Source organism: Bartonella rattimassiliensis 15908, from assembly GCF_000278215.1.
GTDB lineage: Bacteria > Pseudomonadota > Alphaproteobacteria > Rhizobiales > Rhizobiaceae > Bartonella > Bartonella rattimassiliensis.
In genome coordinates, this window is the sequence record NZ_JH725064.1 from 132,581 (window position 1) to 159,148 (window position 26,568).

The 26,568-nt window shown below is 36.9% G+C and carries 18 protein-coding genes and 7 pseudogenes; 9 read left to right on the plus strand and 16 right to left on the minus strand.

Going from position 1 to position 26,568, the window contains the following annotated elements; genetic code table 11:
- From MCY_RS09815 to tolQ, 3 genes and pseudogenes are all read right to left on the minus strand, one after another.
- Positions 1-511 (minus strand): annotated as a pseudogene (locus tag MCY_RS09815) (cell envelope biogenesis protein TolA); the annotation flags it as partial.
- Between the two features lie 90 nt (positions 512-601).
- On the minus strand, positions 602-1,054 hold the full coding sequence (tolR, locus tag MCY_RS00520; protein WP_007346412.1) for a protein TolR: 453 nt from the start codon (positions 1,052-1,054) through the stop codon (positions 602-604).
- Positions 1,055-1,069: 15 nt separating this feature from the next.
- Positions 1,070-1,783, minus strand: a complete 714-nt coding sequence (gene tolQ, locus MCY_RS00525) for a protein TolQ (RefSeq protein WP_007346413.1) — start codon at positions 1,781-1,783, stop codon at positions 1,070-1,072.
- A gap of 931 nt (positions 1,784-2,714) precedes the next feature.
- On the opposite strand from tolQ, the pseudogene MCY_RS09820 reads away from it, so the two are divergent.
- Positions 2,715-2,888 (plus strand): annotated as a pseudogene (locus MCY_RS09820) (integrase); the annotation flags it as partial.
- On the opposite strand, the gene MCY_RS00530 reads toward MCY_RS09820, so the two are convergent.
- The 5 genes from MCY_RS00530 to ruvC all read right to left on the minus strand — a co-directional run bounded on the left by MCY_RS00530 (position 2,837) and on the right by ruvC (position 8,415).
- Positions 2,837-4,015 carry a tyrosine-type recombinase/integrase gene (locus MCY_RS00530; protein WP_007346415.1) on the minus strand — a complete coding sequence of 393 codons (1,179 nt, stop codon included), beginning with the start codon at positions 4,013-4,015 and terminating at the stop codon, positions 2,837-2,839. The pseudogene MCY_RS09820 and the gene MCY_RS00530 sit on opposite strands and share 52 nt — an antisense overlap.
- 1,512 nt (positions 4,016-5,527) lie before the next feature.
- A complete protein-coding gene (gene ybgC / locus MCY_RS00535; RefSeq protein ID WP_007346416.1) occupies positions 5,528-5,968 on the minus strand; it encodes a tol-pal system-associated acyl-CoA thioesterase in 441 nt (146 codons plus the stop codon).
- Between the two features lie 206 nt (positions 5,969-6,174).
- Positions 6,175-7,263, minus strand: a complete 1,089-nt coding sequence (gene ruvB, locus MCY_RS00540; protein WP_007346417.1) for a Holliday junction branch migration DNA helicase RuvB — start codon at positions 7,261-7,263, stop codon at positions 6,175-6,177.
- A gap of 13 nt (positions 7,264-7,276) precedes the next feature.
- On the minus strand, positions 7,277-7,891 hold the full coding sequence (gene ruvA, locus MCY_RS00545) for a Holliday junction branch migration protein RuvA (RefSeq protein ID WP_007346418.1): 615 nt from the start codon (positions 7,889-7,891) through the stop codon (positions 7,277-7,279).
- The gene (gene ruvC / locus MCY_RS00550) at positions 7,888-8,415 is read right to left on the minus strand and encodes a crossover junction endodeoxyribonuclease RuvC (RefSeq protein ID WP_019224263.1); all 528 of its coding nucleotides are present in this window, start codon (positions 8,413-8,415) and stop codon (positions 7,888-7,890) included. The genes ruvA and ruvC overlap by 4 nt, the downstream gene beginning before the upstream one ends.
- A gap of 349 nt (positions 8,416-8,764) precedes the next feature.
- On the opposite strand from ruvC, the pseudogene MCY_RS08955 reads away from it, so the two are divergent.
- Positions 8,765-8,860 (plus strand): annotated as a pseudogene (locus MCY_RS08955) (30S ribosomal protein S7); the annotation flags it as partial.
- Here the strand turns inward: MCY_RS08955 and MCY_RS09825 are convergent.
- From MCY_RS09825 to MCY_RS00565, 4 genes and pseudogenes are all read right to left on the minus strand, one after another.
- A pseudogene (locus MCY_RS09825) lies at positions 8,857-9,202 on the minus strand (Arm DNA-binding domain-containing protein); the annotation flags it as partial. The pseudogenes MCY_RS08955 and MCY_RS09825 overlap by 4 nt on opposite strands.
- Positions 9,203-9,983: 781 nt before the next feature.
- A pseudogene (locus MCY_RS09830) lies at positions 9,984-10,242 on the minus strand (DUF1465 family protein); the annotation flags it as partial.
- Positions 10,243-10,302: 60 nt separating this feature from the next.
- A complete protein-coding gene (locus MCY_RS00560) occupies positions 10,303-10,821 on the minus strand; it encodes a DUF1465 family protein (RefSeq protein WP_007346420.1) in 519 nt (172 codons plus the stop codon).
- Positions 10,822-10,997: 176 nt separating this feature from the next.
- Entirely contained in the window at positions 10,998-12,140 is a 1,143-nt protein-coding gene (locus tag MCY_RS00565) for an OpgC family protein (protein ID WP_007346421.1), read from the minus strand.
- Between the two features lie 388 nt (positions 12,141-12,528).
- On the opposite strand from MCY_RS00565, the gene MCY_RS00570 reads away from it, so the two are divergent.
- From MCY_RS00570 to MCY_RS00600, 6 genes and pseudogenes are all read left to right on the plus strand, one after another.
- Complete coding sequence (locus tag MCY_RS00570) at positions 12,529-13,191, plus strand: thiamine phosphate synthase (protein WP_007346422.1); 663 nt, start codon at positions 12,529-12,531, stop codon at positions 13,189-13,191.
- 574 nt (positions 13,192-13,765) lie between these two features.
- Positions 13,766-14,080: pseudogene (locus MCY_RS09835) on the plus strand (helix-turn-helix domain-containing protein).
- Positions 14,081-14,443: 363 nt separating this feature from the next.
- Entirely contained in the window at positions 14,444-15,487 is a 1,044-nt protein-coding gene (locus MCY_RS00580; protein ID WP_007346423.1) for a tetratricopeptide repeat protein, read from the plus strand.
- A gap of 157 nt (positions 15,488-15,644) precedes the next feature.
- Positions 15,645-16,002 (plus strand): annotated as a pseudogene (locus MCY_RS00585) (helix-turn-helix domain-containing protein).
- Between the two features lie 735 nt (positions 16,003-16,737).
- Positions 16,738-17,313 carry an elongation factor P gene (gene efp, locus MCY_RS00595; RefSeq protein ID WP_007346424.1) on the plus strand — a complete coding sequence of 192 codons (576 nt, stop codon included), beginning with the start codon at positions 16,738-16,740 and terminating at the stop codon, positions 17,311-17,313.
- 11 nt (positions 17,314-17,324) lie between these two features.
- The gene (locus tag MCY_RS00600; RefSeq protein WP_007346425.1) at positions 17,325-18,116 is read left to right on the plus strand and encodes an inositol monophosphatase family protein; all 792 of its coding nucleotides are present in this window, start codon (positions 17,325-17,327) and stop codon (positions 18,114-18,116) included.
- A 719-nt stretch (positions 18,117-18,835) separates the two neighbouring features.
- Here MCY_RS00600 and MCY_RS00605 read toward each other — a convergent pair.
- Positions 18,836-20,212 (minus strand): hypothetical protein, encoded by a 1,377-nt coding sequence (locus tag MCY_RS00605; RefSeq protein ID WP_007346426.1) that lies wholly within the window; start codon positions 20,210-20,212, stop codon positions 18,836-18,838.
- A gap of 999 nt (positions 20,213-21,211) precedes the next feature.
- Positions 21,212-23,002 carry an ABC transporter transmembrane domain-containing protein gene (locus MCY_RS00610; RefSeq protein WP_007346427.1) on the minus strand — a complete coding sequence of 597 codons (1,791 nt, stop codon included), beginning with the start codon at positions 23,000-23,002 and terminating at the stop codon, positions 21,212-21,214.
- 190 nt (positions 23,003-23,192) lie between these two features.
- Here MCY_RS00610 and rpmE point away from each other — a divergent pair, with 190 nt between their 5' ends.
- On the plus strand, positions 23,193-23,414 hold the full coding sequence (rpmE, locus tag MCY_RS00615; protein ID WP_007346428.1) for a 50S ribosomal protein L31: 222 nt from the start codon (positions 23,193-23,195) through the stop codon (positions 23,412-23,414).
- A gap of 2,288 nt (positions 23,415-25,702) precedes the next feature.
- Here rpmE and MCY_RS00620 read toward each other — a convergent pair.
- Together MCY_RS00620 and MCY_RS00625 are read right to left on the minus strand one after the other, a co-directional pair.
- The gene (locus MCY_RS00620; protein WP_007346430.1) at positions 25,703-26,104 is read right to left on the minus strand and encodes a cell division protein ZapA; all 402 of its coding nucleotides are present in this window, start codon (positions 26,102-26,104) and stop codon (positions 25,703-25,705) included.
- Between the two features lie 12 nt (positions 26,105-26,116).
- Positions 26,117-26,392 (minus strand): DUF4164 domain-containing protein, encoded by a 276-nt coding sequence (locus tag MCY_RS00625; RefSeq protein ID WP_007346431.1) that lies wholly within the window; start codon positions 26,390-26,392, stop codon positions 26,117-26,119.
- Positions 26,393-26,568 lie beyond the last annotated feature (176 nt).

The window sequence follows — 26,568 nt, forward strand, 5'->3', positions numbered from 1 at the left end:
TCTGCGGCATAACCTCTGAAGATGTTTCTGGTGTCGGCTCTAAAGGCATCTGCGGCATAACCTCTGAAGATGTTTCTGGTGTCGGCTCTAAAGGCGTTTCTATTTTTGCTTTTGATAATTCTTGTTCTGTAAGTTCTGGTAAAGATTTTTCTAGCTTTTTATCTTCTACTGCTGGCGAAGATGTTGTTTCAACAAATCGGGGTTTTTCTTTTGGTCTAAAAGGCATAAGACTATCTATCTGTCCCTCTCCCACATGCTGTGCATCTTCTTTTTCTTGTGGTTGCGCGGCTGATTTTACGGCAGGAACTGCATGGATAGGAGCCTTTACAGCTCCTTGTTGAGAGGAAAAAACTTCCACTAAAGGAGCAAGAGTGATGGGAATTGTTTCTAATTGTTGCGGCAAGGAGACAGAGCTTGTAAATTGAACGGCTCCCCAACTGAGAAAAATGACATGGACTATAAGGGATAAAGCCAAGCCTCGTTTCATGCTATGATAGGAGTCTTTGTTCATTCTTCATGCCTTGTTTATACCTTACATTTATTCATTTTTAATCACTTTACGTTCTTTTTCAAAACAACGGTTTATACGCAATTTTATTATTTATTGCGCTAGACTTGCCAATGCGACTTGAGAAAAACCTGCCTTTTGAATATCCGCCAGCAATTTTAATACTTGTTGATATTCAACAGTTTTAGCAACCCGCACAAAAATCCGCTGATTTTTTTGTGCAGTATCAACTTCCAGAAGAGTTTTAAGGTGTTCAATCAACGCTTGTGATGTTTCGTAATAATCTTGATTAACAGCAAAACGCCCTTGCTCATCAAGTGAAACCGTAAGGGGGGGTTTTTGTGTTTTTACGGGACCAGCTTGAGTACGAGGCAAATCTAGAGGAACACCATTCACCAAAAGAGGTGCAGAGACCATAAAAATAATTAATAATACCAGCATAACATCCACAAAAGGTGTAACATTGATCTCACTCATCAGTTGGCCCCGTGCATGATGCCGCCTGCGTATATTTTTTCGAGAAGAAGCAGCAACAGAAATTCCCATGAACAAGCTCCTTTTTTATATAGAGGAAGATGCGGTGCGTGTTTCATCAATACGCCGCGACACAATTGTTGAAAATTCATCAGCAAAATTTTCTATTTGCGCAATGATGCGAGCACTTTCATGGGTTAACTTGTTATAAGCAATAACGGCTGGAATTGCTGCAAATAAACCAATAGCAGTTGCCAAAAGCGCTTCTGCAATACCTGGCGCTACAATGGCAAGTGACGTATTTTGAGACGCTGAAATAGAAAGAAAAGATTCCATAATACCAATCACTGTTCCAAAAAGTCCGATAAAAGGCCCTGCGGATCCCAGTGTCGCAAGAAAACTTAATTTTGATTCTATTTTTTCACTTTCACGTCCCAACGTCAGATCCATAGCCTTATCAATTCTGCTTTGCAAGCTTATCGATGTATGGGTTCCTTTTTCAAGAGATTTTTTCCATTCAACCATTGCCGCCATAAAAACTGCTGATATGCTATTGGTGTGTCGACTTTTACATGATGCATAAAGATCTTCTAGTGCTTTTCCTGACCAAAACATCCGTTCAAATTGCTTTATTTCACGCCGTATTCTCCGATATGTAAAAATTTTATCAAAAATGATTGTCCAGCTCCAAACAGAAGCGAGCAACAGTCCAATCATCACACCTTTAACAACCCAACTAGCTTGCATAAACAAATGCAACATTCCAATTGTTTCCGGATTCGTTAATTCCACATGCGGCATAATTTTCGTTCCTCTAACTGAAAGGTGCATTGTTTAAAATTCTATAAAACAGATTGTTTTATAGTTTCTAAATGGAAGTAAAAAACTTTAATTTCACATAAATACACACGCTAAAACGAGACCCATTTCTTAAATTTCTTTTAAAAGTGATGACTGAGACATCCCTTAATACACAATGGCATTCATGAAAGATATAAGGATAAAGTCCTCCTCACAAATGATATAAAAATACATGATATCTCAAATCTATGATGCCTCCCCTTTTTAACGTTTATGCAAAAAAATCTAAACTATCACATATGCGTTCCAGATTCAAAATGTTGCGATAAATCTTCATACTTGAAAAAGTTCATAAGAGGCATTTTTATTCCTTTCTATAATTTTTGTCCCCACAAACCAACCCCACTCGTGACATGCAAGAAAGTGTTTTGATTAATTCCTTGTAAAAGAGCTTGAAAAAAATCTTATAAGTCTGAGAATTTTCAGTCAAATTACAACGCAACGAATTATCATTATCAATAAATATGTTATCATCATGAAAGATTACACATTGCCTTAAACTTTTGTTTCTTTTATTTTTAATGGGGTTAAAACCACGGACACAAAAAAACAAAATAAACCACCATAGAATGCCTCATACAATACTCTTCACACAATGTTTTCACGATGTCTTCAGTAAGTTTCACGTAATCCCAATGTAGTTTTGTTGTTTTGTGAAGCGATATATGTAAGCACCTTTTAATACGTGTTTGATCTACGATAATACTTTGATTTATAATGATAATTTAATGTTATTCTATTGAATAAGAGACCCGAATATCGTAAGATTCTCTCATTTTAAACCTGTTTATTTTGCATCAATCAGAATTACTTACTTGCACATCAAAAGCGGTATGAGTGTGTGGATAAAAACTTTATAAGAATGGCTCTTATGAACCGCCTTAACGCCAGATCGGTCGCAACATTGGGGACTAGCAAATATAATGATTGTGCCGGCTTGCTTCTTCACAAACGTAAAGACGGAGGTGCTCAATGGCTTTACCGTTATATCCTTCACAACCGCTGTTGCGAAATAGGCTTGGGTGCTTTAAGAGATGTCTCTTTAAAACAAACACGTGAAGCTGCAATACAATGGCGCTCTGTTTTACGTGAGGGCAGTCCTCCTACTGTATGACTTAGAATGGTTTCAGCAACCTCATAGGGGGCATCGGTTGTTTCAGCAAGCCAATCGCGTAAACTAGAGCGAAATCCATGGGGGCAGGCTTCAATTTTATTTTTTCTCATGTAAAGATACATACACTTCTCAGCAAGGGGACCGCGACCTTTAGCAGAAAAAAAGAAATCATTGCGAGAGAGCAGGCGTGCTTGTTTTAAAATGTCTAATGCTTCAGATGATAAAGGGACGCGAAATTCTGTTGTAGCATCACGCCTTCCTTTCATATTTTCAGCAGGAATAGTCCATATATCCCCATCAATTTGATCTTTATGAATATGGCGTATAGGATTTGTACGAACACCTGTCAGAATAAGCAAACGCAAAGCCAGTTGTGTCATAGTTATTGTTTCACAAAGTGTTTTATAAAAAGCCGGAACATCTCTCCAATCCATAGCAGGAAAGTTTTGTATTTTATGGCGTTGTTTACCTAAAAGAGCGCGTGCTTTTGCCACTGCCTGTAAATCAACATCCAAACCTAATGCAGCCGCATGTTTGAGACAAAGATTAAGACGATTAAGAGCTCTACAAGCAGTAACAGCTTTTGAATGCCAAATAGGGGCAAGAACATTGCGTATCTCTGTTGGGGTAATCTCAGAAACGGGCAGACAGCCTAATTTAGGGAGAATATAAAGCCGCAAGGGAAAAAACCAACTTCCATTCTTACCATCACCTTTTAATTCAGCTTTCCGACTTTCAAAAGCATCTACAGCAATGTCTTTTAAATAATGGAGATTGCTTATTGCCTCACGCTTTTGTTTCTCACGTTCTTTAATGGGGTCACGACCTTCATGCAAAACAGAACGCCATTGATTTGCTAATTCACGGGCTTTTTTTAAAGAAACGTTTCGCAACGCACCCAATCCCATTTCGCGGCGCCGACCATGAATGGTATAACGGTAAATCCATTGAGCACCTCCATCTTTACGCTTGTGAAGTAACAAGCCGGCACCATCATTATATTTGCCAGCCCCCAATGTTGCGACAGATCTTGCATTAAGACGGTTCATAAGAGCCATTTTTAAATCCTTTCTTATACAAATTTGATCCACACACTCATCCCACTTGTTATGTGCAAATGAGTGGTTTTGATTGATTCAAGATAAACAGATTTGAAATGAGAGAATCCTACGTTATTCTGGTCTTTAATTCCATATGAATAATGCTAAATTATTATTATAAATCAATATCTTGTCAAAGGTATAAACGTCCTGCTTCATTTTCTTTGTTCGCTTTCACTATTTAATCGTTATGGCATGAGAAAGATCTATAAGCGATATTTTTACATATTTTTTAAAATGGCTTATGCTGATCTTTTGTGACGTATAAGCGAATGGTTTTAATTATTTCAACATGAACTACCTTGAGATAAAGGTATTTTATTCTATTGCGTTCTCTCCAAGTGAGAAATAATAAATTATTGTTTTAAGTCACTCTATGATCCTATTATACTGTAAAAACACCATCATTCGAAGTTTGGTGCTATAAGACAGGGAAGCCTTCTTGAGACATTAAGTGTTTTTCTGAAGACACACTAAATATTTAGGATAAGACTTATTTTTAGAGTCTTAAGTTTAAGTAAAGCACCCAAGTGGGAAAACCAATGAGAATTCTCTCGACAAGAATCCACACCGTTTACGACCAAATTGAATAAAGAATTTTTATCCTTTTAAGAACGAAACGAAAGTAAAATAGAATAACGTACTCTTGAAACTTTAAATCAAAATACATTTCTATTTTGTATATCTTGATCTCTCACGCATTAATTGTACTTAGAAAGACACATAAAATCACCCCCCGTGGATGAGAAACTCTTTCTATGATATCAAATGACAATCCAAACAATAAGACAAACAACTTAAAACTATCTTTGAAGGTATTTTGAGAAAATTTTTAACCTTCTAGTTTATGACCACTTTATTGCAATATTTCTCTGAGCATATAGACTTTTATCACAAAAATGCATCTTTATTTGTTTTTTATATTTCGCACGTTTTTACTATTTTCTTTGCAAACTCTCCCCTCTTCAAAAGTAAGAAAGACATTTTGAGTTTATGTAAGAAAATAGCTGGCGAGACGTTGCTATTGAATCATGACATAAATGAAACATGATTAATCTCGTAGAACATCATCTTCAATTTATTACAGAAGAAATACTTTCTTTTTATGCATCCTATAACCTTGTTGGTGGTAAAGGAGCAACATTTAGGCTATCATCCATTTAAGCTATAATATATAATAGATGACAGATTTTAGATTAATTACTATCTCATGAAGCTACTTATTATGCAACATCCGTTGCCTTAAGGCGGTTTATAAGAACCATTTTTAGACCTTTCTTATACAGTTTTTATCCATAGACTCATCTCGCTTGTGATATGCAAGCAAGGAATTCTGATTGATGCAACCTAAAGAGATTTGCAATGAAAGCATCTTACGATATTCAAGTCTCTAATTCAATGTCCATAATTCTAAATTATATTTATAAATCAAAATGTTGCTATGATACAGGTGTTCAATGAAGATCATTTTTAGCTTAGCATTTTCGCAAAAAGCTCTTTTGGTAAACGTCGTGGTTTTGCCTCCTCATTAATCAAAGCAATTTCAACTTTTGCTGTTACCAAGATGGTTTCCTCATGCAAAATAGCTTGCTCCATAAAAAAGCGTGCCCCCTGGATATGATTAACACGTGTTTTAACAACTAAAAGATTATCAATTTTGGCTGGTCTTGAAAAATTCACTTCTATATGACGCACAACAAAAAACAGTTTTTCGCCCTCCACCCCTGCTGCTAACATCTTATTATTAAAACCGTTATCCCGTAAAAATTCTGAACGTCCCCGTTCAAAAAACTCAAGATAACGCGCATGATAAACCACACCGGAAAAATCTGTATCAGCAACATAAACGCGAACCTGAAAATTATGAAAAGCATTTATCTGCTTGCTCTTGAAAGGAGTTACTTCTATCATCTACCTATGTTCCATAAAATCATTTAATATAGCCAATTGTTTATAGATCAAAAGATTGAACATATTTTTGTGTTGAAGTTGTGAAAAGCACCATTTCCCGCTCAATGGCTCCAAATCTTTTCGATCAGAATATGCGAAAAGCAGGAAGGCTCTTATGCTGACGACAATTTTATAAAATATTCACGCATTTTTTTTAAGAAAATATCTTATCTGCCTTCCCCATCCCATAAAGTTGTCTGCAAATCATCTTGATCCTCAGGAGACTGAGTCCGCTTTTGTATAGAAGCTGTAGAAGCCGGTTCTGCAAGCCCTAAATGGCTCCAAGCCTTTTCGGTTAAAATACGTCCACGAGCCGTTCTTTGAATAAATCCTTGTTGGAGCAGATATGGTTCAACAATATCTTCAATAGCATCTCGTGGTTCTGATAAAGCAGCAGCAATAGTTTCAATTCCCACCGGTCCCCCTAAAAAAGTTTCCGCAATCAAGAACAAATAGCGACGATCAAGCGGATCGAGCCCAAGATGATCCACCTCCAGACGCGAAAGCGCTTCATCGGCGATTTTTCGATCAATTTGTTTTGCCTGTTTAACCAGGGCAAAATCACAAACGCGCCGTAAAAGTCGGCCAGCAATGCGCGGAGTCCCCCGTGCTCGACGTGCAATTTCATGGGCACCATCCTCACTGATTTTGACGGTAAAAAGCCTTGCATTACGCTGAACAATATATTCCAATTCTTCTATCGTATAAAAATTGAGACGAATTGGGATACCAAAACGGTCTCTCAGCGGTGTGGTCAAAAGCCCCAAACGCGTAGTTGCCGCCACCAAAGTAAATTTAGCTAGATCAATTTTCACCGAACGTGCAGCGGGTCCCTCTCCAATAATAAGATCAAGTTGATAATCTTCCATTGCTGGATAAAGAATTTCTTCAATTGCCGGATTTAAGCGATGAATTTCATCAATAAAAAGGACATCGCGTTCTTCAAGATTAGTCAAGAGAGCTGCTAAATCTCCTGCTTTAGCAATAACAGGCCCTGAAGTAGAGCGAAAATTAACGCCTAATTCTTTTGCCATAATCTGTGAAAGCGTTGTTTTTCCTAACCCAGGTGGTCCTACAAACAAAACGTGATCCAGCGCTTCTTTCCGCGTTTTTGCAGCTTCAATAAATATTTTTAAATTAGCCCGTGCCGCCTCTTGACCAATAAAGTCATCGAGAACTTGTGGTCTTAAAGAACGATCTGGATCGTTAGGAAGGAGTGTACTACCAAGAAGGCGTTGATCTTCATCTTTATGCATTGTTACCTTAATTTTAAGTAGGAGAAGAAAGCAATTTGAGACTCTGGCGGATTAAAAGAGCAGAAGAAATAGTTTCTTCCTCAAGGTCATTCATCGCAATAGCAAGAGCACGAGCTGCTTGTTCCCGTTCAAACCCTAGCTTTATCAACGCAGAAAGCGCATCATGCATAGGTTGATTGGTCATTTCACACTGAGGAGTCGAAACGGTCTTGATCGCCTGTTCAAAGGGAAGTGTTTTACTTTTCAGTTCGCCCACAATTCTTTCACTGACTTTTTTACCAACGCCCGGTGCTCGACTAATCATCGCAATATCGTTTAAGGCAATGGCTTGCGCGAGTTCATCGGGCGATAAAGTGCCCAAGATTGCCAAAGCAACCTTTGCTCCTATTCCCGGAACATTTTGTAAAAGACAAAACCACTCCTGTTCAGCTCTTGTATCAAAACCAAAAAGGCGGATTACATCTTCACGAACATGCGTTTCAATAAAGAGGCTTAATGTTTCTCCAACAGAGGGTAAAGAAGGACGCAGTCGATTTGACACAAAAACCACATACCCCACACCGTTCACATCAAGAAGGATATGATCATCAAAGGTATGTTCAAGGATGCCCTTTAATTTGCCAATCATCTTGCCACCTCAATCATATCGCCATCCTTGCCTGATAAGATCGGACTCTTACGATGCATACTATGACAAAGAGCAAGAGCAAGAGCATCAGCCGCATCATTGCTATCAAACTCAGCCCGTGGTAGTAGAACTTTTACCATCATATGTATTTGTTCTTTAGCACCATGTCCAACACCAATAACCGATTTTTTCACTTTGTTGGGCGCATATTCAAAAACAGGAAGATTTGCTTGCGCAGGAATCAGCAACGCAATCGCACGCGCTTGCCCAAGTTTTAAAGTTGCCGTAGCATCTTTGTTGACAAACACATGTTCCACAGCGGCTTCATGGGGCATAAATTGATGCACAACTTCTGAAAGACCTTTGTGAATCTGACATAATCTAGAAGCCAAATTACACTGTACATTAGAAGAAACCGTTCCTGCTGCAATAAATTGAAGACGATTACCCGCAAGATCGATAATACCCCACCCTGTACGCCGTAATCCGGGATCAATACCTATAATACGAATCGTCTCTGCCATAAACTTCAGCTTATACACTTTTCCCCCTCTTGAATAAAGGCTGGGTTACAAAGAAAACAGCAGCAAAATACAAAATTAAGTAACAAGATAGTTATACTGAAGAATTTATATATTATAACACTTAACGAACAGCAGCTTTAAAGGCATCAATGAACTCAATCCAAACCATTCAAACATCACAAGAAAGCTACCTATAAATCAAAATCAAATCATAAAAATTTCTCTTCTGTATCATCTCCTGCTTAATCTCTGAAATCAACAGACAACCTAATTTAGGGAAGATATGAAGGTGTCAAAGTGAAAATCAATCTCCATTTTTACCACCTCCTTTTAATCCAGCTTTACGTTTCACTGGTTGATTACTGCGGCACGTGATAGAAATGAAACAACAATAATTAAGCACTTATCTGGTGAATTAGTGGATGCGGCGAATAATCGTGGTAATCCAGCTTTATGGTTTTCAAAAATATCAAAAGCAATATCTTTTAAATAATGAAGATTGCTTATTGCCGCACACTTTTGTTCATCACGTTCTTTAATAGGGTCACGCCCCTCACGTAAAACAGAACGCTACTGAGGTGCAGTTCCGCGGTTTTTTTTAAAGAAACCTCTCTCAATGGACTCAAGCCCATTTCATGAGACGGTGCGTGTGAATAATATAACGGTCAAGCCATTGAGCACCACCATCTTCACGCTTATGGAGGCGCAAGATCCGGCACCATCATTCTATTTTCCGGCTCTTAGGTGTTGCATCAACCGTTGTATTAAGACGGTTTATAAGAGGCATTTTAATCCTTTCTTGTCCAAGTTTGATCCACACACCAGCCTCACTTTTAACGTGCAAGCGAATGATCTTGATTGATTCAAAATAAACAGATTTGAAATGAGAGAATCTTACGATATTTGAGACTCTCATTAACATGCAAAAAAGATAATTATCATTATAAATCAATATATTATAAAAGAATGATGATTACCTATCACAAGCGAGTAAATCGATGCTGGATTATACATTCATACGTAGAAAGGATATTCTTGAGGGGGGGAGACAGGGAACCATAGCACATTGTATGAGAATTTATTTTGGATATTTTATTTTACGTAAAGAACATAACGCCCATTAAAAACAAGAGCTCCAAAAACTGAAATGATAGGTCATCCTCATTAACTCAGACCTTATAGCAACTTTATGGGCATAAATTAATAGAGTATAAATTGCTAGACAGAACCTTCCTCTATCTGGCATAAGCTTGATGGTTTTCATAGCCAAAACAAAATTACCTGATAACAAGAAAGCGTTTCAGCCGTAATAAGCTAAAACAGCTTCCCCACAAGATTTGCCATCCCATATAATTCGAAATCAATACCTCTCTACCATCAGCTTAAGATATTTTCCCACATTCATATAGAAATTAGATAAAAAATACAAAGCAAGTCAAAACAGAAAAAAGCACTCCAAATTGATTTTATGTGTAAAATTTTAACCGTAAAAAATGGATATACCGCTCTAAATATCGCCAGAAAGAACCAAGAATATAACATCCAAAAGCTGTCTTCAGCAATTCGATTCATTTTCCTATCGAATTATCATCACTCAAGTCACAGGAGGTTGTAGCTTCTTCCCTCATAGCGCATAGATTTTATGCGCACTTCTAAACGCAATGAATGAGCAACAAATTGGCGGAAAATTTCCGGCAATTCCTGCCAATAAGGAGTTTCAAGTTCCAATGTCGGGGTATGAAGTGATACTTTTACAAGTTCTCTTTTTATTTACTCTTATGACATCTTCCCTTTGCACTCTGCTCGGAGAAGAAGAAGTTGAAAGGCAAATAGACTGCCTCCGCATATCAAAACGAAGCCGATAGACAAAAGACAAGAGTTTATCTTCTAAGAACGTCCAAAGGCTGTTTTCAGTAATTCAATTTGTTTTCCTACTGGATTATCATCTTCTAAGAGACAAGAGGTTGTATCTTCTGCGCCATAGCGCATATACTTTATGCGCGCCTCTAAACGCAATGAATGAGCAACAAATTGACGGAAAATTTCCGGCAATTCCTGCCAATGAGGAGTTTCAAATTCCAATGTTGGTGTATGAAGTGATACTTTTACAATTTCTCTTTTTATTTGTTCTGATGACATTTCCCCTTCGCGCTCTGCTCGGAGAAGAAGAAGTTGAGAGGCAATTTGCATAAGTCGTGTACTTAAATACATAGCCTCTTTCGCATAGATTGCAGAAACTTCTGCGGAAAGAGAACGTGCCACTAATTTTCCTTCTGAGTCAATGTACGCTGCGGTTTTTTCAATCAGCGCCATTGTTTCTTCATAGAGACGATTAAAAGCATTTTCAAAAGCATTATGCTCAATCATGATAATAGGTTCATCATATGAATGTTTATGTACGCTCACGCTTTATATACTCCAAGTATTAGCACAAAATCACACCACTCAACGAATAGAGTATTAAAAAGTTTCTTTGTTGTTGTAATGCTTTTTTTTTAAATTGGTACCTCTTTTAATTTTTTTGCGCAATGCACTTTTTATACTAAGGTTAACGCATCCAACATCCCCCCTAGGAGCATTTTTTATAAACGGATTAGTTTCCTTGAAAACACCCTCTGCAACGATCGCCGTTTTTCACAATAATAGGCGACTCCAAATTGCAGAGCAATGCCCGTTATAATTAAGAAGCTATCGGAAAAAAATGTTCCTGTCATCACTGTTTTTACAATTTGTCCAATCATTGCAACAATAGTTCCCGTTACAAAGACCGGTAAAGGATGTTTTCCTAAGATTGCCAAAGGATGTTTTTGCGAGACATAAAACCATTGATTGATGCGCGGCACAGAAAGAACAATGAAAGATAATGCAAGAATATGGAGTAAACGCGGCAAGCTTAAAAAAGTTTTATTAAAATTCATCAACGGAGAAGACCACCCCGACCATCCCAAAATGCCCCACCAATTTAAGCGAACCCATAACAGCGCCAACAAGAGATACGCTGCCGCACAAACAACCCAAAAAGATTGAAAAGCGATTTTTTTTCCTTGTTTAAGGGCTAAAGTACTGGTCAAACCTATGACAAATAAGAATTGCCAAGACAAAGGGTTTAAAAACCACTTTCCTTTTAAAGGATAAGAAGGAGGAGCAATTTTATAAAATCCGCAGATGAAATATAGCATAAACGACCCCAAAAGCAGCCATTTTGTCTGTTTACAACTCAGATAAAGGATAAAAGGCGCAAAAAACATCAAAACAATATAAAGCGGCAGAATATTATTATAGCCTAATTGATGCCCAAAGCTTAAGATACTTAAAAATGCGATAATAGGTTCTGTAAAAAAGAGCCCCACATTATTCATCGATAACAGCTTTTCTGTTCGCCATAAAAAGAAGGCCCCCCCAAAAAGGCTTAAAGTTACAAAAGTGGTCAAAAGATATGCCCCATAGAGCTGAAAAGCTCTCTGCCAAAGTTTTTGAATAATAAAAGCAAACGACTTCTGATGTAACCGCCCATGAAAGCTTAGTCCCAATGAAACTCCTGAAAGCAAAACAAAAACCTCTGCGGAATCAGAAAAACCAAAATTTTTATGCGTTATATACTCATAAAGAGTTCCGGGAATATGGTTGATGAAAATTGTCAATAAGGCTAGAGAACGAAAAACATCAATACGTGTATCACGACAAAAAGGTTGCGCATTATGCTCAAGAATACCTTTGTATCTCATCATTGGCCTCCCACACATCCCCCTCAAGTCAAATAAAAAATAGTGGTTACCCTTATCGCAAATAAACATGGAGAGAATGAAACTTTAATTTTTAAGAGTCAAGTTTCTTTTTAAGTGTTATTTTTTTTAAGATAAAAAGTTATTTTGAAGACAAAAGAACAAAAAACACCCATCCTTGTATCCCTGTATCACAGCGAAAAGACGACATCTTATGCTTATTATGCTTAAGAACACCTCTATCTTTCATCTATATCTCATCGGTGACCTGCTTCGCGTACCCTCTCTTAAATCAGGTGAAAGTGGCAATTATAATCATTGCAAACAAGTATGAACAGGATAAAATTTTAATTTTTAAGCGTCATTTTTTTATAAGATACAGGGATTTGACATGACACAACAAAAAAATAAACTGATTGATTCGCCTCTTTTTCCTCAATTGGTTTTAACACTCGATGTTCGGCGCAATACCTCCCACACATTTTTGCGGCAAATTTTACAAACCAAGTCTTTTGCCTGCGTCATTCTCTATGATTCTAAAAATTTAAAAGATGATGGCTCTTTTTTACAACAACAAGCACAAATTTACATAGAAGCTATTCAAAACAATGACTCTGCCCTTCTCATTGCTGATGACAACCACATTGCCGAACGCATAAAAGCTGATGGTTTACACATAGAAGATGATCTTAACGCTCTTGAAAGCTTCAAAAGTCAGCAAAAGGAACAAAAAATCATAGGTTTTGGCAATTTACGCAATCGCCATAGTGCCATGCTTGCAGCAGAAACAGGCATTGATTATCTTCTGTTTGGCAAATTAGGAGCTGATAAAAAACCCCATGCGCACCCTCGCAATCTCCAATTAGCAAAGTGGTGGACAGAGATTATGGAACCCCCTGCCATTATTCAAGCAGGAAGCGATTTTTCAGCTTTTGATGAAGTTTTAAAGACCTCATGTGAATTCGTTGCTGTAGAAGAAATCATTTTTGCCCACGATAACCCTTTGCCCTTACTAAAAATAATAAAAGAAAAATGTAAAAATTTTCCCTTATAAAGCCTCTCTTTTTTAAAATTTTCTCTTGATAAGGAAAAAGTAAAAAAAGCCCCCACAGCAAAGCGCACACCCACAAACAAAGAAACTATCGTTCCCCACCCTTATTCAAACAGTAAGCAATTTTTCAACTTTTGATAACATTTTAAAGAGCGCATATCAATTCAATGAAGATATCCTCTTTGATCCCCCTTTATACACTCAAAAACTATCATTGTCCTGTACAACAGTGTTCTCCCAAATATGGAAAAATCCGGAACAACATGACTATGCTTTAGCTTTTCCTAGGATAAAAAACACACCGCCTCTCAGCAAAAAACTATTTTTTATTGCCAACCTCCTGAAATTACTTTATAAGTTGTTCAAAGGTGTCTTTGTCGCATACACAAGGATCAATAAGGCCTTGAAAGCCAGAAAACGCAAACATAAATTTATCCCACTTTGTGGATATCCTGGAGTTCCGAGAGTTTTTGCACTGTCCAGGTGCTTTAAGCACTAAAAGCAAAAAGGCTGATTTGAGTTCAGTTTTAGTCTTCCGGAATACTTATACGAAAGCGCTCGCAACCGGTGGGGAAAAATGCTAAAAATGTCCCCAAAAGCCTTAGGGCATGCTTTAGGAGTAAGCTTCCAACAAATTAAAAAATATGAAAAAGACTTAAATCGTGTGAGCGCAGGGTGATTAAAGGAAGTTTCTGATATCCCAAATATTTCAGTTTTCTTTTTTATGCGGATATTGTCACAAAACAACAGTCTCCATATCACTATGCTGAAATCATCTCCAGCACAGAAGAATATCAGATGCTCGAAAAGACTTGGAGTTCTAACAACAATAAAACAAAAAGCAATTTTTCAGTTACTCTCTAATGAAAATACAACTAAAATCACGCCATAGCGTGCGACACGCGCTATAGAGCCTACCTACTTCGTCTTCATCAACATTTAGTGTTCTTAACATTCATGCGTATTTTAAAAAGCTTCCTTCTAAATGCTTTTTGATTTGAGATAATGAGCATAATATAATAGAAGATAGCATCTTCACACACAATAACTCTTTTATCATTATTTTTTTAACCAGACTTTATAAAACCAATTTGGCTTTTGTCATCGTGTATACTGTTTTTATAAAACCTACCTTAACTGAAATGAGAAACTGAAGGAAGAGATCAAAATTAATACAAAAATAGGATCCTTATATACCTTGTAATGATGAAATAAAAATGTAAAAACTCTGCTCAGTAATGAGGAGGAAACATCTATGATCAAGCGAAGCGTTAAGCTGCTTATACTAGGAATGGTTGTGCTTACGAATTCTGTCGTAAATTCTTCTGGAAACACTGAAGAATTCTCGAATTTTGAACACTCTTTGAATACAGTTCCGGAAGCCTCAAACACACAAGAATCTTTTCAGCCCCTAAAAGCTGGTGATTATGACCAAGCCTATGACTATTATATCCAAGGCTATTATCTAAAAGCTTTTCAAGAAGCACTCCGACGTGCTGAAAAAAATGATCCTTTTGCCCAAACTCTGCTTGCCCGCATTTATATGGAAGGATGCGCTGTTCCTGTTGACGGTGCGCGTGCAGCTTTATGGTTTGAGCGTGCAGCAAAACAAGGAGAACCCCAAGCACAATTACGCTATGGGCTTATGTTGTTTGATGGTTATTTTATAACACAAAATCAGGAACTTGGTGAAGAGTTTATTCGAAAAGCTGTCAATGCAGGCGTCAAGGAAGCCTATTTTTATTATGGGCAACTGCTTCTTTATAAAGCCTCACGCGAAAAACAAATTCTCGCAGGCGTTTCTTCCCAAGATGTTGAAAATAAAGCAATTGAGCAAGCTTTAAAATGGTACTTAAAAGGTGCTGCTCTTGGTGATGCTGAAGCTGCTTTTTCTGCGGCAAAAATTCTTTCTTTAGGTACGATAAAGCGACCAAAAGATGATCGTAATGCTCGCAAACTTATGGAAGTTGCGGCTCAAAACAACCACTTAAAAGCTCAGCTTCATTTAGCTCAATGGCTTATACAGGGCCGTGGCGGAGAACCAGATTTTGAACGTGCTTTTCATTTACTTCAAAGAAATGCGATCAACATGATCGCACCAGCACAGATTTCCCTTGCAAGACTTTATCGAGACGGCACAGGAACAAAAGGTGATATGATAATGGCAGCAGCATGGTATATACTTGCAAAGGAAGCCAAAATGCAAGCACCTGATCTTGAAGTAATGCTGCAAGGCATGGACAGCTCACAACTAGAAAAGGCTCACAAAGAAGCAATAAAGCTTCTTCCTGTTTTTTAAAATGCTATTCTTACTTCAAAAAGATAAAGTTGATAGAAATTCCAAGTGTTTTTGCATAATCTAAGTGCTTCAAGCACTAAAAGTAAATGCTGATTTAAATTCAGTTTTAGACTTTTGGAATACTCATGCAAGGGCACTCGCACTCTATGGGGAGAAAATACAAGCTCAAAATCTTAATATTGATCTTTTTGTAAGCCAAAAGATTCGCTTCAGACGAAAAATGTTAAGAATGTCTCAAAAACATTAGGGCAGCATTTAGGTGTCACCTTCCAACAAATTCAAAAATATGAAAAAAGCTTAAACCGTGTGAGCGCAGGGCGGTTAAAGAAAATTTCCGATATCCTAAATGTTCCAATTTTTATGCAGATATCATCACCAAACAACAGCCTCTCTACCATCATGATGAAGTTATCTCTAGCACAGAAGAATACCAGCTGCTCAAAAAATTTAGAGACCTAACAACAGTAAAACAGAAAGCCATTTTACAGATCCTTGCTAATGAGAATACAAGCTAGCGCCCTACGATAAGGTTTGCTCTTCATAAGCATTCATACAGATTTTTAAAAGCCTCCCTCGATGCTTTTTGATTGGGAATGATGTGTACGCGTTACGATAAATATATCTATTTTAACTTCTCCTACTACGAAAAAAAAAGATCTTAACCCTACTCTGGTAAATCATAATCTGTAAACCATCTAACCTCTCTAAAAACAACGCCTTTTAAGTAGCCATTTCATACGGTTTACTTCACGAAACATGATAACACCCCCTGCTCTCACATATTTACCACGCACTCTTATTCACCACACACTGTCATATAAAAAACCTCATGGTTTTATGGAGCTTCTCTCCTCGCCCTATCTAAATGATAATATTTTACGACACAACGAGATAAATTTTCCCCAAAACCTCGAAAAATTCGTAAAATTCCCAAAAAATTTTGTGCAAATTTTTAAAACGCTTGCGTCTAAGCGTTTTTTATGGTCTTGCAGAGAATTTAGAAGCAAAAATACATAAAGGTCCTTTTGCACTTAAGCTGTTCTCTTTACAAAAACCATGTGCAAGGGAGCAGAGCAAAGATATAATGAAGCGCATAGATTTAAGGAATCATGGAAAAGCCGCAAAGCTAATAAGAGGATTTGAGCCCCCAAATAACAAAAGCGCTCATTACTAAAGGTTAAAGGCGGCAAGAAAAGCGCTATAAAGACAACAAAAGAGCTTTTTTATAAGAATGGAATTGGATAAAAACGATGAAAATTAATGGCAATGAAATTCGTCCTGGTAATGTGATCGAACATCAAGGAAGCTTGTGGGTTGCAGTAAAATGTAATGCCGTAAAACCAGGAAAAGGTGGTGCATTTAATCAAGTTGAAATGAAAAATTTGATTGATGGTACAAAGCTCAATGAACGATTTCGTGCAGCTGAAACGGTTGAACGCGTGCGCCTTGAACAAAAGGATTTCACATTTCTTTATCAACAAGGAGATGCTTTAATCTTTATGGATTCGCAATCTTATGAACAACTTGAACTCCAAAAGGATTTTGTTGGTGAACGGGCAGCTTTTCTCCAAGATGGGATGACTGTCACTGTTGAACTTTATCAAGAAAAGCCTATTGGCATCTCACTTCCTGATCAAGTTGCAGTAACGATTTCAGAGGCTGATCCTGCACTCAAGGGACAAACAGTGACAGCTTCTTATAAGCCAGCCATTCTTGAAAATGGTATTCGTATTCTTGTTCCCCCCTTTATGAATGCCGGTGAACGCATCATTGTAGACACTAATGAGTTGATTTATTTGCGCCGTGCAAATGAAAAAGATAAATAAAGGAATAAAACATGGCCCATTCTGCAATCATGAATGTCATGGTGCAAGCTGCAATGAAAGCAGGACGTTCGCTTGTACGTGATTATGGTGAAGTGCAAAATTTGCAAGTGTCTTTAAAAGGTCCATCAGATTACGTCAGCCAAGCAGATCGCAAAGCGGAAAAAATTATTTTCAATGAACTGAGCAAAGCACGCCCCAAATTTGGTTTTCTGATGGAAGAATCTGAGGAAATCATTGGAGAAGACTCACAACATCGTTTTATCGTTGACCCTTTAGATGGCACCACAAATTTTCTCCATGGCATTCCTTTTTTTGCTGTTTCCATTGCTTTAGAAAGCCAAGGCAAAATCGTCGCCGGTGTCATTTACAATCCCATAAATGATGAACTCTTTACTGCAGAACGGGGCAGTGGTGCCTTTTTCAACGACCGGCGCTGTCGTGTTTCTGCAAGGAAAAGATTAGAAGATTGTGTGATTGCCACAGGCATGCCTCATTTTGGACGCCCAGGTCATGGCACCTACCTTATTGAATTGCGCAATGTAATGATGGAAGTTGCTGGACTTCGCCGTTTTGGTTCTGCTGCTCTTGATTTAGCTTATGTTGCTGCTGGAAGAACCGATGGATTTTGGGAAGACAATCTACAAATTTGGGATATGGCAGCTGGAATATTGATGGTTCGTGAATCCGGAGGTTTTGTCACCGATAAAGAAGGCGGAGATACTCCCTTTCGTAAAAAAAACATCATCGCCGGCAATGAACATATTCGCCTAAAATTAGAAAAAGTGCTTAAAAAAGGCATTTAAATTTCACATTTAACTTTCAAAAGAGCATTTTTTAAAAAGGCAATAATCTGCTCCCATTTGCAATAGAATTATCGGCATATATATGGTTCACAAAACCACTGGTTTTGTCACCGATAAAGAAGATAAAGAAGTTTGCAACGATCTCTTCCACAAAAACATCGTCGCCGGCCATGAATATATTCGCCCAAAATTAGAAAGATCCTCAAAAAAACATTGAAATCTTATAGTCTTTTAAAAACCCACACAATTTTAAAAAACTTAAAACCTTAAAAACAATGTAGAGAGAGAGTTTTTAATTTTCTTTACAGACACAATAGAAAATAACGCATGAGATGGTAACAAAAAATCATCACCAATCATCAATTCCCCCTATACCCCCGAAAGATGCAATACAGGCTAGCCAATACTATTACGCTACTTTTTCCTCAATTCCGCTGCAAATAAACTAGAAAACAAAATAAAAAACATCATCACACTAAAACACTCCCAAAAAGCAATAACCGCAACTGAAGCAAAAAGCTCCCCTACTTCTCTTAAGCAATCTCCCTTACACAGCGCGCAAAAACATTGACTCTAAAAATTCTCCTCTTTTGTGAAAGTTGCCATCTATACATACCTTTCTTGCATTTCACTGCCCTGCACAAAAATACGTAATTATGCAAATTTCCATTAATCTACTAATTCATATAACTGTTACCAGCTTCTCCTTCTTTTAAGCATTATTCCAAATACTGTATCAAATGGGCGTAAGATTCATTGTAATTCAAATAGTTATTTGCGAGAACAGCTTCCTGTACTTTATTCTCGAACTGTTTTTTATTTTTATTAATAGCCTCTTCCAATTTCTTTACCTTCTCATCCCCAAAAATAATGTCTAATTTTGCTCTTAGACATCCTCCTTCAATGAGCCTTTCCCAAAAGATCAACCGATTATCGCATTTCTTATTTGCTACTTTCATCCATTCTTTGACTCCTAATTTGTAAGCTTTTTCAAATGTTGGAGTTCCTTTAGCAACGCACAGACCCTTTTTCTTTTCTTTATCCTTTTCTTTACAAGTATTAATTGCATCTCTAGCTGTTGAATAATGGCAATCCTTATCAAAGGCCATATATCCTTCTTTCACCGTATCAATAAGCTGCTTATAGTAAATAAAAGTTTTTCTTGCCGCTTTGTAAGCATTGGAAATATCATACAATAATAATAGAAGCGCTCTTTTACAAACGCATAGTAATTCAACATCTCCAGGCATATGAAAATACCTGAAAGACAGTATCTCTTCTAGCATTTCGTATTCTGTATATTTAGGTATATCTTCAAAGTAAATTTCCATAGCTGCTAACTCATCATAGTGTCCTGAAGCCTTTTCTTGTAGTTGTTGTTTGTATTCAGCTGTAATCATATCATCAACCACATATAAACACCAATGAAGCGACAACATTGTATGTTTATACCGCTTTTTTTTCGTAAGAGGATCTACAAACTTTTGCAAAATGATCCTATTCTTTCTCATCAATCGCACTGCTTTTAGATAAGTTTTCTTAAAAGTGATTATGAACGCATTTATTTTTTTGATATGTTCATCAGTTAGTTCTTTTGTCAGCGCCGTTTCATACAAAAACCACGCTTCTCCATATCCTTGCATACAAATATCTTCTACCATCAAAGGCCATGGTCCGCTGGATTCAGAAGGTGGCCAATGTCCAGGATTTTTCAGTAAATCCCTTTCCCAATGTCTGACTTCTTCATCCCATTTTTTAATCCACTTTTTCGGTATTCTCCGAGTTTTTTGAAAAAGCCTTTGTTCCCCTTGTGCCATAATATTTTGATATATCGCGCACTCTCGATATTTTAGCTCAAGCTGTTCATTTAATTTTCTTCTATGATAATTTGCTAATGCCAGTATTATATTTTTCCCCAAATACGCTATAATTGCCACACTTAACAAAGTCGTCATTGAGAATTCGAAAAACCAAAGTACACCGAGTATTATGATCAATAGAATTGTATCTCCGAATCCTACCCTCCAAAGTCCGTACGTTATGCTTCCTATTATAATTATTCCTACTATAACTATAAAAATATCGTGATCACTCATTACTTGCTCTCTTTTACCCTTACCGACATTTAACGCCGTTCTTCTATCGATGCCTCTATATTGTATCAATATGTACATAATGGATTCAAAGCTTATTATATATTCTATTTTATGAATCCAATTAACAAAATATAGATATTTCTATTGATAGAATAAGACATTTTGTATTTAACTGTACTGTTCTCGTGCTTTATGCCCTTTAAAGAAAAGCCTTATAACTCTTAAAATGCACTCCGATGATATATTGGTTAAAAATACTCAAAAGCTTAATACAAAAAACATGGCTGCGTGCTCTCTTGTTCCTGTTTTGTAAAATCGATAAAAAGCATCTCTCAGCCCATTTATCGACTCCTTTTCCTGTAAACTGGCACCATCACACACTTTAGCCATCCTCCACTGTTGCTACAGCTCTTGAAACTTGAAAGGATTCATAAGAATCATGGTCCTTTCTCAAGTGTTTTACGCCATACGAGCTACCCCGCTTGGTATCTGCAAGAGATATGGTTTCAATTTCCTCACCATCACTAAATTTGAAATGAGACCATTTTACAATATTCAGATTTTTAATTTATATGAACATCCATAAATTATCTTTATAAATCAATATATTGACAGCAAGCGATTTTGTTTGATTCACTATAAGGATTTGAGAGGAGCAAATCTTATGATATTAGAGGCTCTAAGCCAACGTGCAAAACAATGAATTATTGTTATAAATCAACGTGACGGTACTGTTATGAAGAGAACTTTCCTCTTAATTATCCATAGGGATTCACTTAGCATTGTTTTATATTTTACACAAAGAAAGCGTTTTTATAAGAAATGCTCCATTTCAAACAGAGGAAAAAACAGCTAGAATTGAAAAAGAAAAATACTCAATTTTTGCCCCTCTTTTCGCCTTAACTTTTAACCTTTTTTCCCCTGAGCCTTTAAATTGATAAACTTCTGCCTGTAAAGAGTGCTGTTTATGTCCAAGTACTGCTCTTTTATTAAGGTCGCTTACTCAGATGAAAATTGGAGTTTTGCCAAATATGCATAAACACCATTTTTTGCCACAAGTTCGGCATGTGTTCCTTCTTCAACGAGAGTGCCTTTATCAATTACAAGAATGCGATCTGCCTTTAAAATCGTTGCTAGACGATGTGCAATGACCAATGTTGTACGATTTTTCATCAATTTTTCTAGGGCGTTTTGCACCAATTTTTCACTGTTTGCATCCAAAGCAGATGTTGCTTCATCAAGCAACAAAAGGGGAGCATCTTTTAAAATCGCACGTGCAATGCCGATGCGTTGTTTTTGTCCCCCAGAAAGCATAATACCGCGTTCTCCTACTTTAGTATCTAAACCATCGGGTAAAGATTGAATAAATTCCATTGCATTTGCAGCTTTAGCAGCGGCAAGAATTTCCTTTTCATCCGTATTTTCAGTTCCAAAAATAATATTATCACGCAATGTTCCATCAAAGATGGCGATATCTTGCGGAACATAAGAGATTGAACTGCGTAAATCTTGCAAAGAAAGGCAATTAATTTCCATGCCATCCAATCGAATTTTTCCACTTATCGGATCATAAAAACGAAGGATCAAAGAAAAAATGGTACTTTTTCCTGCCCCAGAAGCCCCAACAAAAGCAACGGTTTCGCCTGCTTTGATAGAAAATGAAAGTGAGCGTAAAATATTCTCTTGTCGTCTAGAAGAATAGGTAAAATCAACCTGATCAAAAACAAGTTTGCCCTGAACAGGTTTTACCAAAGAGATAGGATCTTTGGGTGCTAAAATCATAGGCTGTTCTTGTAACAATTCGGCGAGCCGTTCAGCAGCACCTGCTGCTTGGACTAATTCTGCCCCTAATTCTGATAATTGCGCAAACGTCGAGGCTCCAAAAACGGCATAAAGGACAAATTGCCCTAATGTTCCCCCTGTCATCGTCCCATTCAAAACGTCGTGCGATCCAATCCATAAAACAGTAACCACACTGCTAAAAACCAAAAAAATTGCAAAACCGGTAAAAAAGGATCGCAAAGTTACTGAATCCCTGGCTGTTTGAAAAGCACGTTCTACTAACTGTGAAAAACGTGTAGACACGAGTTTTTCAGCGGTAAAAGCTTGTACAGTGCGAATAGCGCTTACCTGTTCTGTAGCAACAGCATTAGCATCTGCCAGACAGTCTTGTGCTGCACGTGTACGTGCGCGAACTTTACGTCCAAAGACAACCAAGGGAATGGCAACAAAAGGAATAGCAACAAGAACCAGCAAAGATAATTTAGCATTGGTGATCACCATCATCACGACGGCTCCAATCACAATAATCAGCTGACGTAAAGCGGTAGAGACGGTTGAACCAACGGCCAATTTTATTTGTGTGGTATCTGTTAGAAGTCTTGAAACAATTTCTCCTGAATGCGACTGATCAAAAAAAGCAGGAGAAAGTTTCATAATATGGACAAACACATCACGCCGTAAATCAGCAACAATCCGTTCTCCCAATATGATAACACAATAATAACGACCTGCTGAAGCAAGTGCCAGCAACAAGGCTAATATAAACAAAATTCCGAAATACAAATTGATATGTCCATGGCTTGAAGTAGAAAAACCATGATCTAACATTTGGCGAATAGCCACGGGCAAAGTTAACGTAATAAGGGCAGCGACAGACAAAGCAATAAAGGCAAAGACAAACAACCAACGATAGCGCAAAAGATAAGGAACAAAAATTGCAAGCGAAGAGAAGGAAGATTTCTTACGGGAAGATTTTGTAGATTTTTCTGAATGATAACGTAACTTCATAAAATTTCGCTCACTATTATTGAATGCTTTATAACACCTGACACAATGATTATCATGGACACTTGTTTTTTGCTGCGTGCTCAGTTATAGGAATAGGCACTTTGATCAATGTATCAAAAAGACAAAGGAAGTGCACTTAAAAAAATCCAGCAAGTTCTATTTCATTTTATAAATGCAAAAGGTTTAACGCATGAAAGCGAATATTCATCCCAACTATCACAAAATTACCGTTGTTATGACGGATGGAACCCAGTATACGACGCGCTCCACTTGGGGAAAAGAAGGCGATATCCTTAATCTAGATATTGATCCAAGAACGCATCCAGCATGGACAGGCGGATCACAAACACTCGTGGACCGTGGCGGTCGCCTTTCTAAATTCAAAAATCGTTTTGGTAATATTGGCATGTAAAAGCCTCTTGCCTATGAGGGCATTCTCATGGAGCAAAAAGATTTTAAACAAAATGGTTGTAAATGAGTTTTTTCTACTCTCAAAGGGCGCACTTTAAGTGTTTGTGTGAAAACGCATCCAACATAAACAGATGAGGCTTAAGCCCTTATAAATTATGGTGGTTGCGTTTTTTTTTAATTTTAAAATTATTTTGGAATATGAGCTAGGCTTCTTCTTATAGAGTCTAAAGATTTCAAATAAAATAAATAGCTCATCTTTTTTGAACGAGAATTAAGTGCACTTTGAAAGATTTTATGCCTCAAGCATTTACAATGCAAATAAAATAATCCCCTTACTTTGAAAAAGAGACTTTTTTGATCAACAAACAAAAATAAATATCTCTTACACTTAAACAGTCTTATATTTACCAGCATCCAATGCATTACCCATAGCACCCGAGACGGTTCATAAGAAGCAATTTTTTTGTACAGTTTCACTCCAAACGGCTTCCCTCACTTGTACATATAACGGAATAGTTTTGATCGATTCAACAGAAAACGAATTTGAAGTGAAAGAACTCTATAATATTCAGATTTCTTATTTAAGATGAACAAAATTATTTCTTTTTATTTTTCTTGGGATCCCAGCATTGCTCCCTACAATCTAGCTTTTATCTAAACAACTAACCAGTCCATAAAGTTTCATCGACTCAACTAACATTCTTTCACAAAACTCTACGCAAATCCTCTCTAAAAAACATTCACCTCCTATTTTTTCTCCCTGAAGAACGAAAGCTCTTAACCCACATGTAAAAAATAATTCTAAACTGGCTACGCTTAAACCAATTCCATCCTAATTCCAAATTTCCACTTAAACGACACTATTTTAATGCACATCAAGATACTGATTTATAAAGATAATATATCATTATTCATATTGAATAATAGTCCCGCATAACGCAAGATTCTCTTATTTTCAAACCTATTTATCTTCATCAATCAAAACCACTCACTTGCACATAACAAGCAAGGGCTGGCTCTGTTAGCTGGGTTTGTGTTTGTTATAAATGAGGTTTGTGTCCTGTCATAAGCATACAACACATTGATTTATAATGATAATTTACTGTTTTGTATATTGAATAAGAGTCCTGAATATCGTAAGATTCTCTTATTTCAAACCTGTTTATCTTGAATCAATCAAAACTATACTATTCGCTTGCACGTTATAAGCAGGATTAGCGTGTGGATAAATTTATATAAGAAAGGATTTTAAAATGGCTCTTATGAACCACCTGAATGCAAGAGCTATCGCAACATTGGGGGCTAGTAAATATAATGCTGGTGCCGGCTTGTTACTTCATAAGCGGGAATGGTTCCTGCTATAAATGAGGCTTGTGCTCTGCCATAAGCGGGGATAGCTTTCGAGTAAAAATTGTACAAAAAAGGCTTAAAGATACCTCTTGTGCATCATCTATAACTACCGAAGATTATTGCAACAATGAGGATTGGCAAAGTGAGTGATGGTATGGACTTGCTCTTTTATTAAGCTTGGAGGTTTTGAGGAAAGAAAAAATGAAAATGGCAGTGGGGAATGTTTTTAAGAGATATATTATTGTTGTTTACAATATTTTAAGTTGGATGAGAATAACATCATTTTTGAGTTTGGCTTTTTTCGCTCTAATAGAGCTCTAATTTCTAATTAAAGAGTGAAAATTCTTAATTGACACTGATTTGTAAACAATACGGCTCTTCTCGGCGGAACCATTGGCTGACGACCTTCCAAGTGCAAAAATTCCATGGTGCTTATATCATCAAGCGATCGGATTTTCTAATATAATAGAATAAAGTCATTTTTAAAATATCGTTTAAATATATACGATACTGTCTGATGTCATCTAAGGGCAAAGACTTTTGATAAAGCTACAGCTTATGTGGAATATGAGCTCTTTGTTTTGATATAAGATGCTTGGTTTGTTTCTGCTGTAATTTCTATGATCTTTTTTACCATGATGTTGGTCTTATTATTTTTCTTGCGCTGTAAAAGATACCTCATTTGAAGCGTGATGATATTATTTTAAGCGCAATAATGTTAACAACTTCCTTTATAGATGAAATATCCTAAGTGTAGCTGAAATATTCAAGATATAGCCTTCTTAACTACACCCTCACTGCCCTTAAGTTTAAGTAAATCTCATGAGTGATCACTAACTGGAATTTTCTCGATAAAAAGACCGGACTATTTACAGATCGGTGTGAATTTTAGAACTTTTATTCTGTGAAGTGTGTGAGACAAGTCAAAGTACCGGTTGGTTATGAGCTAGCATGTGTTTCGAAGTTTTCCTGTTCTTGTTCTTGAATGTTAGGGCTATTTTGATCATCTTTGAGCAATTGATTGGTAAGATTTTCAATGCGTTGTGTGGTATCACGCATAATTTTTCCCATGGTGCGATCTCTTTCATTGTGGAGTCGTAAAAGAGCATCGTATTCTTGTTGTAATTTTTTATTTTCTCGTTTGATCTCTTCCATTTCATCGATAATCATTATGCCGGCCATAACTGATAAACGATGATCACCAATTTCACCAAAATTCTTTTTTAGATGTGTAATATATTGATCCAATTGGGCTGCAAGTGCGATCAGATGACGTTCTTGTCCTTTATCACAAGCCATGCGATAAATTTTACCATCAATGGTAACGGAAACAGTTTCCATACATTTAAACCTTTATCTATCAATGACGACACGAATCGTTTCCATTGCTTTAATAAGACGTTTGGAAACTTCTTTGTTTACAGATTCTAAGCGTTCAATTTGGGCTTCTGCTTTGTCAAGCGCTTGGGCAAGATGGCTTCGGTCAGAATTCATTCGTTGGATTTCTTCTTCCCATTCATTATTTTTATCAATAACAGCATTGCGGTTTATTATAGTTATCTCTAAGGTTCTGAGTGCTTTTTCTAATTGCTCTAGAGCATCCTGTAGAACCGTAGTTTCTTGGTTCATTGCTTTTATCCTTTAGGTAATTATATCCTTTATCAATGTGTTATGCAAAAACGAATCACTTGCACTCTTGTATTGTGGGTGCTTTATTTTTAAATATGTAAGATATTTTAGCAAGCAAAGCAGGAGAGAGATATGAATTAAAAGCTGGATTTTTTGCGCGTATTGGCATAAATGAC

What these genes read in the sequence shown, in the direction of transcription:
- tolR (WP_007346412.1), bottom strand. Translation starts at nt 1,054, where the DNA reads ATGGGAATTTCTGTTGCTGCTTCTTCTCGAAAAAATATACGCAGGCGG.
- tolQ (WP_007346413.1), bottom strand. Translation starts at nt 1,783, where the DNA reads ATGCCGCATGTGGAATTAACGAATCCGGAAACAATTGGAATGTTGCAT.
- MCY_RS00530 (WP_007346415.1), bottom strand. Translation starts at nt 4,015, where the DNA reads ATGGCTCTTATGAACCGTCTTAATGCAAGATCTGTCGCAACATTGGGG.
- ybgC (WP_007346416.1), bottom strand. Translation starts at nt 5,968, where the DNA reads ATGATAGAAGTAACTCCTTTCAAGAGCAAGCAGATAAATGCTTTTCAT.
- ruvB (WP_007346417.1), bottom strand. Translation starts at nt 7,263, where the DNA reads ATGCATAAAGATGAAGATCAACGCCTTCTTGGTAGTACACTCCTTCCT.
- ruvA (WP_007346418.1), bottom strand. Translation starts at nt 7,891, where the DNA reads ATGATTGGCAAATTAAAGGGCATCCTTGAACATACCTTTGATGATCAT.
- ruvC (WP_019224263.1), bottom strand. Translation starts at nt 8,415, where the DNA reads ATGGCAGAGACGATTCGTATTATAGGTATTGATCCCGGATTACGGCGT.
- MCY_RS00565 (WP_007346421.1), bottom strand. Translation starts at nt 12,140, where the DNA reads ATGAGATACAAAGGTATTCTTGAGCATAATGCGCAACCTTTTTGTCGT.
- MCY_RS00570 (WP_007346422.1), top strand. Translation starts at nt 12,529, where the DNA reads ATGACACAACAAAAAAATAAACTGATTGATTCGCCTCTTTTTCCTCAA.
- MCY_RS00580 (WP_007346423.1), top strand. Translation starts at nt 14,444, where the DNA reads ATGATCAAGCGAAGCGTTAAGCTGCTTATACTAGGAATGGTTGTGCTT.
- efp (WP_007346424.1), top strand. Translation starts at nt 16,738, where the DNA reads ATGAAAATTAATGGCAATGAAATTCGTCCTGGTAATGTGATCGAACAT.
- MCY_RS00600 (WP_007346425.1), top strand. Translation starts at nt 17,325, where the DNA reads ATGGCCCATTCTGCAATCATGAATGTCATGGTGCAAGCTGCAATGAAA.
- MCY_RS00605 (WP_007346426.1), bottom strand. Translation starts at nt 20,212, where the DNA reads ATGAGTGATCACGATATTTTTATAGTTATAGTAGGAATAATTATAATA.
- MCY_RS00610 (WP_007346427.1), bottom strand. Translation starts at nt 23,002, where the DNA reads ATGAAGTTACGTTATCATTCAGAAAAATCTACAAAATCTTCCCGTAAG.
- rpmE (WP_007346428.1), top strand. Translation starts at nt 23,193, where the DNA reads ATGAAAGCGAATATTCATCCCAACTATCACAAAATTACCGTTGTTATG.
- MCY_RS00620 (WP_007346430.1), bottom strand. Translation starts at nt 26,104, where the DNA reads ATGGAAACTGTTTCCGTTACCATTGATGGTAAAATTTATCGCATGGCT.
- MCY_RS00625 (WP_007346431.1), bottom strand. Translation starts at nt 26,392, where the DNA reads ATGAACCAAGAAACTACGGTTCTACAGGATGCTCTAGAGCAATTAGAA.